This window comes from Desulfuromonas soudanensis (genome assembly GCF_001278055.1).
Taxonomy (GTDB): Bacteria; Desulfobacterota; Desulfuromonadia; order Desulfuromonadales; family WTL; genus Deferrimonas; species Deferrimonas soudanensis.
The window spans coordinates 17,152-32,209 of the sequence record NZ_CP010802.1; the positions used below are offsets into that span (position 1 = coordinate 17,152).

Consider the following 15,058-nt stretch of genomic DNA (forward strand, 5'->3'; position numbering starts at 1 on the left):
TCTCGACATCCGGGGGGGCAAGGGTCCAGGGTTGCCGGGGAGGACCGGAGGTTAGGCCCGGCCAATCCCGGCGTCGCCGGGGACGCCCCAAAGAAGGTGTTTTTTACCCTAAATAAAAAATTCCTTGACAAAAGGGCGAGATTTTTGTTTTGTAGCAGGGCCTCGAAGAAACAATGTTTTATGTAAATACGGTTTGATTTCCTTGATTATCAGCCAGTTAAGGTCGATAACCAGCCGGGGTGCGTCGTCGTGAGCCGCTTTCCGCAAAGTAAATTCTATCATCAGAGGGATGACCCACATGGCCAAAAAAGCGATTAAGCCTTCCTTGAAAAACCCGTTTGATGCGGCCGAGACGGTCGACTTCACCATTCCCGGTGAGATCGCCGGAACGACCGGCGGCTATGAAGTGGCGATGAAGGAAGGGTACGACCTGATTCAACGCCCCATCAAGTCGGTCAGCGTCGCCCAGATCGAGAAGCAGCATTTCAAGAAGAGGATGACCGTCTGGGAAAGGATCCGGGTTCTCACCGCCGAGGAGCCGAATATCCTCTTCCAGAACTGGGGAAAGAACCTCGACGGCGCCTCTCTGGTCACCGGCATTCTCAACATCCACGGTCGCGACGTCGCCCTCTACGGCCACGACTTCACCGTGCGCGCCGGTTCCATGGACGCCACCAACGGCCGCAAGCTGGCCAATCTCTTCAAGATGGCCGGCGAGAAGGGGATCCCCGTCATCGGCATGAACGACAGTGCCGGCGCCTACGTCCCCGCCGGCGTCGGCGGGCTCGACGGCTATGCCGAGGCCTTCACCGCCCTGCGCAAGATCAGCGGCGTCGTCCCCTCCATCATGTGCATGTTCGGTTTCAACGCCGGCGGCGGCAGCTATCTCCCCCGCCAGGGGAGCTTCGTCATTCAGCCGAGCGACACCTTCTTCGGCCTCACCGGACCCGGGGTCGTCAAGTCGGTTCTCGGCGAGGACGTCACTCCCGAAGAGCTCGGCGGACCCAAGGTCCACGGGGGCTCCGGCGTCGCCGACCTGACCGTCAGCGACGAGGTCGCCGCCCTGCGCACCGCCGTGCGCCTCCTGAGCTATCTCCCCGACAACAACAGCGTGATGTCCCCCTTTCAGGAGACCAGCGACCCTCTCGACCGCAAGACTTGGGAGATCAACACCCTGCTTAAAAAGGCCTTCAACTCGCCGACGGGCTTCAACACCCCCTTCGACGTGTCGCTGATCATTCAGCAGATCTGCGATCACGGCGATTATTTCGAGATGCAGCCCGGGCGGGCGCGCAACGTGGTTACGGCTTTCGGCCGCCTCGGCGGCAACGTCGTCGGCTTCGTCGCCAACAACAGCTCCGTCGACTCCGGACAGATCGACGTCGACGCCGCCCTCAAGATCGCCCGTTTCAACCGCTTCTGCAACATCTACAACATTCCGATGATCTTCATGGAGGACACCACCGGCTTCCTCCCCGGCCGCGAGCAGGAAGGGCGCGGCATCGTCCAGGCCGGCCGGGCCATGCTCGACTCCATCGTCGACATCCGCACCCCCCGCATCCTCCTCATCCTGCGCAACGCCTACGGCGGAGCCTACGCCTCCTACAACAACTACCCCACCGGCGCCGATCTGGTTCTGGCTCTGCCGACGACCCGTCTGGCCGTCATGGGTCCGGCGGGGAAGGAGTTCGTCTACAAGGACGAGATGCGCAAGGTGCGCAGCGCCGTCCAGGCCCGCATCAAACAGGGGGTCCACGAGCGGATCGCCGCCGGTGCCGACGGCGAGTCGGCGCAGAAGGATGCCGAAAGGGAGGGCGCGGACTGGCTCCGGACCCAGGAGGCCGAACTCAACCTGCGGTATGAAAAGGAGCTGATGAACCCCAGGGAGGCCTTGAGCCTCGGCTCCATCTCCAGCCTCGTCATGCCGACCGATCTGCGCAAGGTTCTCGGCGAGAACATGAACTTCTTCCTCAGGCATTACAAGGCCGGCCCGATGCAGTCAGTGCAGCGGGAGTTTTATTGATTCTCCTGATCCTTGCCGGGAATAACGACCAAAGAATCCGATTGGAGAGATGAACCGATGGCACAGCAAATCGATTACTACATAAACAACCCCCTGATTCATAAGGACCGCAAACTGGGTCAGGCCTCCTCCGAGTGGGTGCGCTCCTTCTCCTGTGAGGACCTCAAACCCCTCATCGTCTGCCGCGGGCCGATCCGCAAGGAGGCGATGGACGTCTATGAGGAGATGGGGATCGCCCATTACGGGATCCTCCTCTCGGAAAAGGATTCCATCGTCTATCCCAACGCCCTGGCTCCCGAACTCCGCAAGCTCACCGACTCCACCCGCGTTCACCGGGTCCCCGATTATTCCGGGGCGAGCAAGGAGGAGCGGGTCGAGCGCATCAATCAGATCATCCAGATCGCCCGGGACAATGATTACGACGCGGTTTTCGCCGGCTACGGTTTCATGGCCGAGGATGACGAGTTCGTTGCCGCCATCGAAAATGCCGGCCTCAAGTTCATCGGCCCCTGCGCCGCCACCCAGACGGGAGCGGGGAAGAAGGACGAAGCCAAGCGCACCGCCCTCTCCGTCAACGTCTCTGTCACCCCCGGCATCGACAACGTCACCGCCCGGACCCTGGTGAAGAAGCACAAAAGTCGGGAGGCGCTCCTGGCCCTCGTCAAGGCCGACGATCTCAAGGTCGACGCCAAGGTCCTCAAGGATACCACCCTCACCCTCGAGGCCCTGGCCGACCAGATCCTCTTTGCCGCCTATGCCAAGGGGATCGACCTCTTCTCCGTCGAGGAACTCTGCGCCCAGGTGCAGATCGAAACGATGGAGATGTTCAGGAATTATCCCCAGAGCCGGATTCGCCTCAAGGCCATCGGCGGCGGCGGCGGCAAGGGGCAGCGCATCCTCGGCGTCTCCCTGCTCACCGTCAAGAATCCCAGCGACGCCCAGATCGCCGCGGCGGCCGCCGAAGCTCCGGGGCTGGTGCGGGAAATTCTCAACGAGGTCAAGGCCAACGGCGTCGGCGACAACAAGAACGTCCTCATCGAGCTCAATATCGAGCAGACCCGCCACAACGAGATTCAGCTCCTCGGCAACGGTCAGTGGTGTATCGCCCTCGGCGGACGGGACTGCTCGCTGCAGATGCACGAACAGAAACTTCTCGAAGTCTCCGTCACCCAGGAGGGGCTCTCCGCAGCCATCGCCCGCGCCAAGGCCGCCGGGAGGAAGGGGGAGATTGCGGCTCTCGAATCGGATCTCAAGGTCCTCAAGCGGATGGAGGAGGAGTCGGAGCGTTTCGGTCTGGCCGTCGGCCTCGATTCGGCGTCGACTTTCGAGTGCATCGTCGACCGCGACCGCCATTTCTTCATGGAGGTCAACACCCGCATCCAGGTGGAACACCGGGTGACCGAACTCTGCTACAGCCTCAAATTCACCAATCCCAAGGATAAAAAGGATTTCTTCATCGTCGAGTCCCTGGTCGAGGCCATGGCGCTTTTGGCGCGGCACAAGGAGCGCCTCCCCAAGCCGGAGCGGATCGTCCGTTTCAACGCCAGCGCCGAGGCGCGCCTCAATGCCACCGACGCCTCCCTCTCCCCCCACGCCGGGGGGATGATCCGCTACTGGTCCAAACCCCTCGAAGGGGAGATCCGCGACGACCAGGGGATCTGCATGGTCAATCCGGATACCGGGCTCTTCATGCGCTACAAGGTCGCCGGGGCCTACGATTCCAACATCGCCCTACTCCTGACCAAGGGTGAGGACCGCCTCGACAGCTATGAGTCCCTCGCCAAAGTCCTCTGCCACACCAAGATCCGCGGCACCGATCTGGCCACCAACCTTGAATTCCACTACGGACTGGTCAACTGGTTCATCGGCACCAATGTCAACGCCAAGCCGACCACCCGTTTCGTCGTCCCCTACCTGACCCTGGTGGGGATTCTCAAGGAAGAGGCGAGCAAGCTCGACCCCATCTACGCATTTCTGCAGATGAAGAAACACTACGCCAAGGAGATCTCCGAGCGTTTTGCCGATCAGCCCGAGGTTGTTAACGCCGAACTCAAGAACATCTCCGAGATTCTCGACCGCAAAGGAACGCTGCTCACCCGGCCGATGGAGCGCCTCCTCGAGGATCCCCACGTCCTCTCTGGCTGGCTGAGCCTCAACAAGAAAAACTTCCGCATCGAGGCCGGCAAGGTCGTCTGGCTGCGAAATCCCCTGGTGATTCTCGATGAAACCTACGGCTATCTGAACATGAGCTTCCGCCCCGAAGAGCCGGCGGCCGAAGTGATCTGGAGCCACGACGCCGCCCTGCTGGAGAAGGGGCTGCGCTTCTACGACACCCTGCGGGAGAAGTTCGCTCTCGGCAAGGAGGATTACTTCAAGCTCAACGAGCTGCTGCAGAAGGACAAACCCCAGGGGGGGATCGACCCCAAAACCTGGGAAGCGGTCCGCTCCGCCCATTTCGGTTATGAGGCAGGGCTCGAGCTCCTCGGCCTGATCTTCCTGGTCGCCGAGAACACCCGGTTCTGGGACCTGCGGGTGGAAGAGGACATGGAAATTACCATCCCCGAATACCTGACCGACCCCGAACTGCAGGCGCGGATGAAGAAAATCCTCGTTCCCCCTCCGGCCACCAAGGCCGACGAGATCGTTTCGGTCTGCGGCGGGATGTACTACGGGCAGGAAGCTCCGGGGATGCCCAAGTTCGTCGAGCCGGGGATGCATTTCGACAAGGGTCAGCCGCTGTACATCATCGAGGTCATGAAGATGTTCAACAAGGTCTACGCTCCCTTTTCCGGAACCATCGACAAAATCCTCATCGAAGGGGGGGACGGCGTCATCGTGTCCAAGGGGCAGCCGCTCTTCAAGATCACCCCGGATGAGATGTTCGTCGAGGTGGACTCCAGGGCCGTTGAGAAGGAAAGGCGGGCAAAGACCGCCGAGTATCTCAAGGCCGTCCTCTGAAAAGGGTTTTTTTGTAAGATAGTTCCGGGGGCGGAAAAAGCGCCCCCGGATAGAAAAAAAGGCCGCAGAGCTCGGAATGTCCCGAGCGCTGCGGCCTTTTTTTGTCGCATCAACCTCTTTGCCGGAGCCTAGACTCCGACCCAGTTGTAATCGTCTCCTTCGACACATTCGGAAAGAGCCTCGAGAAACGAATTCTTCTGGGTATCCTTGACGAGTTCGACGACACCGTGATTGACCGACCAGATCGAGCCGCAGATTCTGCATTCGACGATATCTTCGGCGAACTGTTCGGACTGCAGGGCGATTTCGACCTGTTTGCGGTTTTTACAAACGGGACACCTCATGGCAACTCTCCTTTCGAGCAGATCTGGTAAAAATTATTTTCAAGATGAAGTGATTATAGAGCACCCGCCCGTTTATGCAAGGCAAAAATTCGACAAAATCCTTTCAAAACAGCATGTTAGCCTCTTTTTTGTTTTGAGGTGCAAACCGGGATTTTGAAGTCGCACCGACACCGAAGAATCGGAGGGTTAAATCAGACCCGTGATCGGCCAGGTTCAGGAGTTTGAACAACCTTTTTTTTGCCGGAAAGGGGGGACCAAAAAAGGATCGACAAATTAAGCCGTTGAGGGGGGAGGGAGTTGCAGGTGCTTTAAAATACAGAGGAAAAATAGAGGGGGGCCGGGCCGGTCGAAGGTCTGGACGCCGGGGCGGGATCGCCTCCGGAGGGACGCCGGGGCGGAACAGGGTAAGCAAAGTAGTGGAAAATAGACCGCTATTTTGAATCGGCCGGCAAATTTGGCCGTTAAAAATAGAAAAAAATCCTCCGAATCTCCCCCGCGGCCGGGAACAAACCCCGTATTTTTCCCTTATGGGACTATTTCCGTCCGCAAGGGACGCCGGAGGGCCGGGGATCAGACGCGATCAGGGAACAAAGAGGGGGAGGTCCTGGGGGGGGAGGATCCCCCTGGCCTCGGCGCGGGCGAAGAGGGTCTCCACCGCCCGGATCCCTTCGTCCCCGAGATCGACGGAGAAATGGTTGACGTAGAGAGCGATGTGGCTGTCGATCACGGTGTCCGAGAGTTCCTGGGCGTGGGCTTTGATGTAGGCTCTGGCCTCGCCGGGATGGGCCAGGGCGTATTCGACGCTGCGACGCAGGGCCCGGTCGGCCCTGGCGATCACTTCGGCGCCGAGGGAGCGTCGGGCCAGAATCCCGCCGAGGGGGATCGGAGCTCCCGTCTCCTCTTCCCACCAGGCCCCGAGATCGAGGATCTCCACCAGCCCTTGGTCGCGGTAGGTAAAGCGCGATTCGTGGATGATGACTCCGGCTTCGACCTCTCCGGAGGACACGGCCTCCATGATCCGGTGAAAGGGGAGGACGACAAGGTTGTCGAATCCCGATCCGTGCAGCTGCAACAGGAGGTTGGCGGTGGTGAGGAGGCCGGGGATGGCGATCCGCCGGCTGCGGAGGTCCTCCAGCGCCGCCTCCCTGCGGGCGACGACCAGCGGTCCGCAGCCGCGTCCCAAAGCGCCGCCGCTGTGCAGCAGGGCATAGTCGCGGCGCAGATGCCCCAGGGCGTGATAGGACACCTTGGTGAGATCGAGGGCGCCCTGGCGGGCCAGGGAATTGAGTGTCTCCACATCCTCGAGGCGCTCCCGGAAAGAGAGCCCCTCGGCGGCTATCCGGCCATGAATCAGGGCGTAAAAGATGAAGGTGTCGTTGGGACAGGGGGAATAGCCGAGGGAGAGGGTCATGCCGGGGTGCTCCTCTTTTCCATCCCTTCGAGGAGTGCCAGGACCCCCCGCTGGGCGATGTCCATTCCCCGGGGGAGATTCCAGCGGGAGAGATCCCGGTCCTCGGCGAGGTTGGAGATCCCCCGCAGCTCGAGAAAGGGAACGCCGTAAAGAGCGCAGACCTGGGCGACGGCGGCGCCTTCCATGTTTTCGCCGATGCCGCCGGTGCGCCGCGAAAGTTCACGGGCGGCGGCGTCGGTGCCGGAACAGGTGGATACCGTGACCAGCGCCCCGACGGCCAGCACGCAGCCGGCGTCCCTTGCCGCCCCGGCGACCAGCGGGCGGGCCATTTCGAGGAGTCCCCCGGGAACGGGGTAAGAATCGAAATGACGGGTGCCGTTGCGCTGGACGAGGGGAAAGCGGAGGGCGGCCATGTTGAGAAAGCCTTCCGGGGCCAGCACCCCCTCGTCGCCGTAGATTTCTTCCGAGGCCAGAGCCAGATCGCCGACGGCCAGGCCGCTTCCCGGGTAGGCGCCGCCGCAGCCGAAGTTGATCACCAGATCGGGATGGGTCGCCGCGATCAGGGAGGTGGCGGCGGAGGCGGCGTTGGCCTTGCCGACGCCGCTGTGCATCAGGGAAACGGCATGACCGGCGAGAGTGCCGAGATAGAGATCGCGGCGGCCGCTGTTGCGAACCTCGCAGGGAGCCAGGCGGCAGCGGAGGAGTTCGGTTTCCTTCGGGACGGCGGCGACCAGGGCGATCATGACAGAACCTGTGAGACGGCCGTCCCCTGACTTTGAGAGTGTCTGTCCCCTCCGGCCGGCGTCAAGGCTGGTACCACCCCTGACGGATCAGGTCGCGGCGCAGATCGACCCCCTGGTTGGCGACGATCCCCCGGTACCAGAAGAGATCCTCGCGCACCGAAAGTTCCCCCGGGGGGTCGAGGCGCTTGCGAACGTCGGTGAGGTTTTTGCGGAAATTGCTGTCGGCCGGAGCGATGATGTCGAGAATTTTGTGGCCGAGGGCAGGGGGAACCCCCTCGACGGCGAACTGGATCATGTCCCGCAGCTGCAGCCCCTGACGGTAGTCGTAGAGGTCCCCTTCAAAGCCCGCTTCGCATTCCGTGACGAAATCGTTCCAGTCGAGGAGAAGGCAGCCGAAGTCCTCCTCGGCGAATTCACCGAAGACGGGGTGGGAAAGGAGCCGGTTTTCGATGTCGTCCTGCTCGCTGCGGGAGAGAAAGAAGGCCAGGTCCTCCTCCACCGGGTACATGTCGAGGGATTCGGTGAGCTCGTGGCAAAAGCTCAGATAGTCGAGGTCGTCATCATTCATGGCGGCGAAGGGCTCCGGGAGCGATTCCCGGGGGTGGCACTGCAACGAATAGTGATCGTGACCGAAATCGGTGGTGAAGAGGAGATCGGGGCGGTAGGGAAATCCCTGGCCGCCGAGGAGATCCATGGTGCGGATGTGGTTGTCGGTGAAAAAGGAGAGGACCTTTTCCTCCGAATAGAAGAGTTCGGCGCCGGCGCGGTTGTTGGCCAGGCCGAAGCCGACGAAGCCGTCATGAATCAGGCGCGGCAGGTACGGTTTGAGAATCTCGAGGATTTCCGAGGTCGGCATGTAGGGGGAATAAAAAACGGTCGGTTCCGGCTGGTCGTCCGATTGGGGGTCCGGCTGGTCCTGGTAGTATTCGAGGATAAAGAAGATCTCCTCGGGGAGGGATTCGGCCAGGGCCCGCAGAAGGGGCTCCACCTTCCCCGCCTCGGGCATGGCGAGGAAACGATAGGAATCGGGAGAATTTTCCAGGGGGGAAAAGGTATATCCCTCCTTCAGACGGTGGCCGCGGCGGCGCTGCTCGCTGTGCCACAGGCGGACGCCGAGGGGGAGATCAAAGTTGGTGTTCAGCAAAAAGGGAGCCTCCTGAAAGGAGTTGACATGGGTGCATGGGAAGGTTGAAATAACAATACGGCCGCCGGGGGCCGCACAGGTCTGAACATAGTGGATTTGCGCGAAAAAGTCAATATGCGCCGGGTTCGCCGGGCAAGGGGAGCGACGGCGCAAAAAGCGCGGCCAATTTCCCCGGTGCAGACCTTTTTCCGGCCGCTGCCGGGTTTATTTTCAGTAAATGTTTTTACCCGGGGTAAATGATTTTGTTGACAATTTCAGCTATTTCGGCTATATCGGCATGAAATAAAACTGTTTTCTATTAAATAGAACAAGGCAGGCGGCTATGGAATTCAACATCGGTGTAAAGATCAAGGCCTTGCGCAAGGCCCGCAAACTGACGTTACAGGACGTGGCCCGGGAAACCGGCTTCTCCCCTGCCCTGATCTCCCAGATCGAGAACAACAACGTCTCCCCCCCCATCGCCACCCTCTCCAAAATTGCCCGCTTTTTCAACGTCAAGGTCGGGCACTTTTTCGAGGAGGAGGAGGAGGAGCGCAAATACGAAGTCGTCAAGCGCGGGGAGCGGCGGGTCGTCAGCCGCGTCATCTCCAAGGCGGGGACGGGGCACGGCTACACCTATGAAGCCCTCTCCTTCCGCAAGCGCAACAAGAAGATGGAACCGTTTCTGCTCACCGTCTCCGAGCGGGCCGGCGAGGAGACCCTCTACAACCATGAGGGGGAGGAGTTCCTGCTGATCATCAAGGGGAAGGCCGAGGTGATCCTCGAGGATGAGCGGCTCCTTCTCGAAGAGGGGGACGCCATCTATTTCGATGCCACCCTCAAACACCGCCTCCTGTCCTACGACGGAAGCGAGGTGCAGGTCCTCGCCGTCGTCACCCGCTGACAATTGACCTAAACCTCTCCAACGCAGAGATCGCAGAGAAAAGCTTCAGAGAACGCAGAGAGGTCAAACCCGAAATCTCACTTCTTTTCTCTGCGGTTTTCCTCTGCGATCTCTGCGTTGTAATTATTTTTTCTTACGGGATCCCGTGCCGCTCCAGGGGCACGTCGGGTCGAATCTCGAATCTCGGCTATGAGGATGGAAATCATGGGAAAATTCGAAAAAAAATCCCTTGCGGATTGGCAGGCCAAGGCCGCCAAGGAAATCAAGGCCGGCGACGTTTCCGGCCTGACGTGGAACACTGCCGAAGGGATCAATGTCAAGCCCCTCTACACAAAGGCCGACGTCGAAAACCTGGAGACGGCCGACACCCTCCCCGGCATCGCCCCCTTCGTGCGCGGGCCGATGGCCTCCATGTACGCCGGCCGTCCCTGGACCGTGCGCCAGTACGCCGGCTTCTCCACCGCCGAGGAGTCCAACGCCTTCTACAAGCGCAATCTCGCCGCCGGCCAGCAGGGGCTCTCCGTCGCCTTTGACCTCGCCACCCACCGCGGCTACGATTCGGACCATCCGCGGGTCGTCGGCGACGTCGGCAAGGCCGGGGTCGCCATCGACTCGATCCTCGACATGAAGATCCTCTTCGACTCCATCCCCCTCGACAAGGTCTCCGTATCCATGACCATGAACGGCGCCGTCCTGCCGATTCTCGCCATGTATATCGTCGCCGCCGAGGAACAGGGGGTCTCCCGGGAACTCCTCGCCGGGACGATCCAGAACGACATCCTCAAGGAGTTCATGGTCCGCAACACCTACATCTACCCCCCGGCGCCGTCCATGCGCATCATCTCCGACATCATCGAGTACACCAGCCAGGAGATGCCGCGCTTCAATTCCATTTCCATCTCCGGCTACCACATCCAGGAGGCCGGGGCCAACAACGCCCTCGAACTCGCCTTCACCCTCGCCGACGGCCTCGAGTACGTGCGCGCCGCCATCGCCAAGGGGCTCGACATCGATGCCTTCGCTCCGCGCCTCTCCTTCTTCTTCGCCATCGGCATGAACTTTTTCATGGAGGCCTCCAAGCTCCGCGCCGCCCGCTATCTGTGGACGAAGATGATGAGTCAGTTCAACCCGAAAAACGACAAATCGCTGATGCTGCGCACCCACTGCCAGACCTCGGGATGGAGTCTCACCGAGCAGGACCCCTACAACAACGTGGTGCGCACCACCATCGAGGCGATGGCCGCGGTTCTCGGCGGCACCCAGTCGCTGCATACCAACGCCCTCGACGAGGCGATCGCCCTCCCCTCCGAACAGTCGGCGCGCATCGCCCGCAACACCCAGCTCATCATCCAGGAGGAATCGGGGATCACCAACGTCGTCGATCCCCTCGGCGGCTCCTATTATGTCGAGGCGCTCACCGCCGCCCTCATCGACGAGGCGCAGAAGATCCTCGACGAGATCGAGGGGCTCGGAGGCATGACCAAGGCGATCGAAACGGGGATGCCGAAGCTGCGCATCGAGGAGTCGGCGGCCAAGAAGCAGGCGGCCATCGACTCTGGACGCGACGTCATCGTCGGCGTCAACAAATACCAGCTCGCCAAGGAAGACCCCATCGAGGTTCTCGACATCGACAACACCGCCGTGCGCCTGTCGCAGATCGAGCGCCTCAAAAAGCTGCGTGCCGGGCGGGACGAGGCTGCCTGCCGTCAAGCCCTTGCCGACCTCACCGCCGCCTGCCAAAATAAGGACGGCAACCTCCTTGCTCTCACCGTCGAGGCCGCCCGCCGGCGCGCCTCCGTCGGCGAGATCTCCGACGCCATGGAGAAGGTCTTCGGGCGCCATCGCGCCGAAATCAAACTCGTATCGGGAGCCTACGGATCCGTGGTCGCAGACGATAAAGACTTTGCCGCAGTCAAGAAGCGCATCGACGACTTCGCCGCCAAGGAAGGGCGCCGTCCGCGCATCCTCGTCGCCAAGATGGGTCAGGACGGCCACGACCGCGGCGCCAAGGTCGTCGCCACCGCCTACGCCGACGCCGGCTTCGACGTCGATATGGGCCCCCTCTTCCAGACCCCCGAAGAAGCGGCGAGGATGGCCGTCGAAAACGACGTCCACGTCGTCGGCGTCTCCAGTCTCGCCGCCGGGCACAAGACCCTCGTCCCCCAGCTCGCCGCCGAACTCAAAAAGCTCGGCGCCGACGACATCGTCATCGTCTGCGGCGGCGTCATCCCCCGGCAGGATTACGACGAACTCTACAAGGCCGGCGCCGCCCGCATCTTCGGCCCCGGCACCCCGATCATCAAATCGGCGACCGAGACTCTCGATGCGATTGAGGAGAAGCGGAAGTAGGTCAGGGAAAACAGAATACAGAATACAGAATATAGAAGAAAAACTGCGGAAGGCAGAATATAGAATACAGAATGTAGAATATAGAAGAAGTGCCGGTGCGAATGCCTTGCCCCATTCTGTTTTCTGTATTCTACATTCTGAGCCCCTCTTCAAAGGTTCTCCCATTGATTAAACTCCACGAAATTGCCGAAGGGGTGAAACAGGGGAAGATCCGCGCCCTGGCCAAGGCCATTACCCTCATTGAAAGCCGCAACCTCGACCATTCGGTGGCTGCCACCACCCTGCTCGACGAACTCCTCCCCGCCTCGGGAAACGCCATCCGCCTCGGCATCTCCGGGGTGCCCGGCGCCGGAAAGAGCACCTTCATCGAATCCCTCGGCCTCCTCCTCACCGGGGAGGGGCACCGGGTGGCGGTTCTCGCCGTCGACCCCTCCTCCCAGATCTCGGGAGGAAGCATCCTCGGCGACAAGACCCGCATGGAACTCCTCGCCCGCGATCCCAACGCCTTCATCCGTCCTTCCCCTTCCGGCGATACCCTCGGCGGCGTCGCTCGCAAGACCCGCGAGACGATGCTCCTCTGCGAGGCCGCCGGCTACGACGTCATCATCGTCGAGACCGTCGGCGTCGGCCAGTCGGAAATCACCGTCGCCTCCATGGTCGACTTCTTTTTGCTGCTGCAGATCCCCGGGGCCGGGGACGAGCTGCAGGGGATCAAGAAGGGGGTCATGGAGATAGCCGACGCCATCCTCATCAACAAGGCCGAAGGGGACAACCGCCCCCGGGCCGAACTCGCCCGCGCCCAGTACGTCAACGCCCTCCATCTGCTCAAGCCCAGAAGTTCCCATTGGACCGTCCCCGCCCTCCTCTGCAGCGCCCTGCAGCAGGAAGGGATCGCCGAAGTCTGGGCGACGGTCCTTGCATACCGCCAGGCGATGGCGACAAGCGGCGAGTTCGACCGCAAGCGCCGCCAGCAGGCCACCGCCTGGATGTGGACCCTGGTCATGGATGATCTCAAGGATCTCTTCCTCCGCGACCGCAACGTCGAAGCCCTCCTCGGTCCGGTGCAGGAAGCCGTCGCCGGCGGGATCACCACACCGAGCGCGGCGGCGAGGCGGTTGCTTGAGGCATTCAAGAGGCATTGAAGAGGGCAGAAATTAGAATACAGAACACAGAATATAGAAGGAAGAAGACCCTTTATTAAGACGGTTGGGGGGGAGTGTGAGAGAGGGTGCGAAAAATTTTCAGGACTTGCTTGTGTGGCAGAAGGCCCATCGTTTTGTGTTGGAGGTTTACAAATACACCTCAACATTTCCCAAAGCTGAAGTTTATGGACTGACTTCTCAGTTTCGCCGGTCGGCCGTATCTGTCCCGGCGAATATCGCCGAAGGGTTCAAAAAAAGAGGCAAGCCCGACAAAGCCAGGTTTCTGAATATCGCTCAGGGCTCGCTGGAAGAGTCGCGCTATTATCTGATCCTCTCCCAGGATCTCGATTACGGCGACACCACAGAGCTCAGATCCATGCTGGAAGAAATCGGCAAGATGTTGAGAAGTTATGCTGATGCCATTCTGAATTCTTGTCACAGATAACGGAATACAGAATATAGAATATAGAATATAGAAGGACAAGCTATTCGCAAGGGCGGTTTACCTTCTGTATTCTACATTCTGTTCTCAAAAAGAATATAGAAGGACAAACCCCTCGCAACGGCCTTTTACCTTCTATATTCTACATTCTGTGTTCTATATTCTGCTTTCAAAGGAGTTTCCCCTTGCCCAAAAAAATCAACCACATCGGCATCGCCGTGCGCAGCATCGCCGAAGCCACTCCCCTCTATCGCGACGTCCTCGGCATGACCTTCGAGGGGACCGAAGAGGTCGCCGAGCAGAAGGTCCGGGTCGCTTTTTTCGCCATTGGCGACAGCCGCATCGAGCTCCTCGAGCCGACGTCCGACGATTCGCCGGTGGCCCGGTTTCTTGAGAAGAACGGCCAGGGGGTGCATCACATCGCCTACGAGGTCGACGACCTGCAACGGGCCCTCGAGGAGCTCAAGAAACAGAACGTGCGCCTTATCGACGAGACCCCCCGCCGCGGTGCGCACGGCACGGCCATCGCCTTTCTTCACCCCAGGGGGACCGGCGGTGTTCTCACCGAACTCTGCCAGAGCGCTGCACACTGAAAATTTACCGGAAGCTCACGAGAGGCTCATAAATAACCGCTATTTATCCCTCGTCGGCAGCGGCCAAGCGTCTGATTAAAATGCCGTTTTTTTTATCTTGACATCGTGTTCTAAAATTCTATACTGATCTCGAAAATTATAGAACATGGGCGGTTCCCCGCGTCCTTGACGCAGGCGGCAAGATTGTTAAACTGAAGCGGTCAGAGCGAAGAAGTTTGAACTCTTTCCGGAGCGTTGCCATGAAAAGCAAAATCATACTGAATCTTCTCGTCCTCCTCCTTCTCTGCACCGGGACGGCCCTGGCCATCGAGGTCGGAAGCACCCCTCCCGATTTCAAGTTGCCGACCGTTGACGGCCTGGAGGTCAGCCTCTCCGACTACCAGGGGCGGATCATCCTCCTCAAGCTGGCGACGACCTGGTGCCCGACCTGCAAGCAGCAGACGCAGGAAATCGCTTACGCCAAGAGGGTTCTTGCCGAGAACGACGTGGCGGTGATCGAGGTCTTTCTCCAGGACTCCGAAGAGATGGTCCGCGAGACCCTCAGCGGCGAAAAATTCCCCATGACCTTTGTCGCCCTTCTCGACGACGGAACGGCGCGGCGTGCCTACGCCGTGTACATGATTCCGCGATTGTTGATCATCGACCGCGACTTTAAGGTGCGACGCGACGGCAGCTTGATGACCGCCCGGGACCTGATTCGTGAAGTGCAGGCGATCGCCGGCAAGGAATAAGTCTCCCGGCCGCTGAAAGAGCAGGGGTATTTTAACCGGATCGGCTTGACTTCTGAGGATAAGAATTTAGAATTCCCATTGTTTGTCCCCGGGTTTCGCAGGGTCCGGCACCGTGGCCGAATTTCAACAGTGTGGCTGAAATTCACAGTTAAAGGACCGGGTCGAGGGTCGCGGAATTACAGCATAAGTAGAGAAATCCCCGTTTTATCGTGGTTTTTATAGGCACTTCTAATTCTGGCACCATTTTTGTAGAATAGAAAAAACTGTTTTATTTCTTGTGGCAACTTGATCTTTT

At 60.1% G+C, this 15,058-nt stretch carries 12 protein-coding genes; 8 read left to right on the plus strand and 4 right to left on the minus strand.

Annotated features, from left to right (window positions below; translation table 11 throughout):
• Positions 1 to 298: 298 nt before the first annotated feature.
• Both DSOUD_RS00090 and DSOUD_RS00095 read left to right on the plus strand, forming a co-directional pair.
• A complete protein-coding gene (locus DSOUD_RS00090) occupies positions 299 to 2,023 on the plus strand; it encodes an acyl-CoA carboxylase subunit beta (RefSeq protein WP_053549081.1) in 1,725 nt (574 codons plus the stop codon).
• A 57-nt stretch (positions 2,024 to 2,080) separates the two neighbouring features.
• Positions 2,081 to 4,981 carry an ATP-binding protein gene (locus tag DSOUD_RS00095; protein WP_053549082.1) on the plus strand — a complete coding sequence of 967 codons (2,901 nt, stop codon included), beginning with the start codon at positions 2,081 to 2,083 and terminating at the stop codon, positions 4,979 to 4,981.
• Positions 4,982 to 5,109: 128 nt separating this feature from the next.
• On the opposite strand, the gene DSOUD_RS00100 is transcribed toward DSOUD_RS00095, so the two are convergent.
• From DSOUD_RS00100 to DSOUD_RS00115, 4 genes are all read right to left on the minus strand, one after another.
• Positions 5,110 to 5,325 carry a hypothetical protein gene (locus tag DSOUD_RS00100; RefSeq protein WP_053549083.1) on the minus strand — a complete coding sequence of 72 codons (216 nt, stop codon included), beginning with the start codon at positions 5,323 to 5,325 and terminating at the stop codon, positions 5,110 to 5,112.
• Between the two features lie 580 nt (positions 5,326 to 5,905).
• The gene (locus DSOUD_RS00105) at positions 5,906 to 6,736 is read right to left on the minus strand and encodes a menaquinone biosynthesis family protein (protein WP_053549084.1); all 831 of its coding nucleotides are present in this window, start codon (positions 6,734 to 6,736) and stop codon (positions 5,906 to 5,908) included.
• Positions 6,733 to 7,479, minus strand: a complete 747-nt coding sequence (gene mqnB, locus DSOUD_RS00110; protein ID WP_053549085.1) for a futalosine hydrolase — start codon at positions 7,477 to 7,479, stop codon at positions 6,733 to 6,735. Before mqnB ends, DSOUD_RS00105 begins: the two co-directional genes overlap by 4 nt.
• 61 nt (positions 7,480 to 7,540) lie before the next feature.
• Complete coding sequence (locus DSOUD_RS00115; protein WP_053549086.1) at positions 7,541 to 8,623, minus strand: hypothetical protein; 1,083 nt, start codon at positions 8,621 to 8,623, stop codon at positions 7,541 to 7,543.
• A gap of 322 nt (positions 8,624 to 8,945) precedes the next feature.
• On the opposite strand from DSOUD_RS00115, the gene DSOUD_RS00120 reads away from it, so the two are divergent.
• The 6 genes from DSOUD_RS00120 (at position 8,946) to DSOUD_RS00145 (ending at position 14,763) form a co-directional block, all read left to right on the plus strand.
• On the plus strand, positions 8,946 to 9,506 hold the full coding sequence (locus DSOUD_RS00120) for a helix-turn-helix domain-containing protein (protein ID WP_053549087.1): 561 nt from the start codon (positions 8,946 to 8,948) through the stop codon (positions 9,504 to 9,506).
• 204 nt (positions 9,507 to 9,710) lie between these two features.
• The gene (gene scpA, locus DSOUD_RS00125; RefSeq protein ID WP_053549088.1) at positions 9,711 to 11,855 is read left to right on the plus strand and encodes a methylmalonyl-CoA mutase; all 2,145 of its coding nucleotides are present in this window, start codon (positions 9,711 to 9,713) and stop codon (positions 11,853 to 11,855) included.
• Positions 11,856 to 12,022: 167 nt separating this feature from the next.
• Entirely contained in the window at positions 12,023 to 12,997 is a 975-nt protein-coding gene (gene meaB, locus DSOUD_RS00130) for a methylmalonyl Co-A mutase-associated GTPase MeaB (protein WP_053552231.1), read from the plus strand.
• Positions 12,998 to 13,073: 76 nt separating this feature from the next.
• On the plus strand, positions 13,074 to 13,442 hold the full coding sequence (locus DSOUD_RS00135; protein ID WP_053552232.1) for a four helix bundle protein: 369 nt from the start codon (positions 13,074 to 13,076) through the stop codon (positions 13,440 to 13,442).
• 182 nt (positions 13,443 to 13,624) lie between these two features.
• Positions 13,625 to 14,032, plus strand: a complete 408-nt coding sequence (gene mce, locus DSOUD_RS00140; RefSeq protein ID WP_053549089.1) for a methylmalonyl-CoA epimerase — start codon at positions 13,625 to 13,627, stop codon at positions 14,030 to 14,032.
• Between the two features lie 239 nt (positions 14,033 to 14,271).
• Entirely contained in the window at positions 14,272 to 14,763 is a 492-nt protein-coding gene (locus DSOUD_RS00145) for a TlpA family protein disulfide reductase (RefSeq protein WP_053549090.1), read from the plus strand.
• The last annotated feature ends 295 nt before the right edge of the window (positions 14,764 to 15,058 follow it).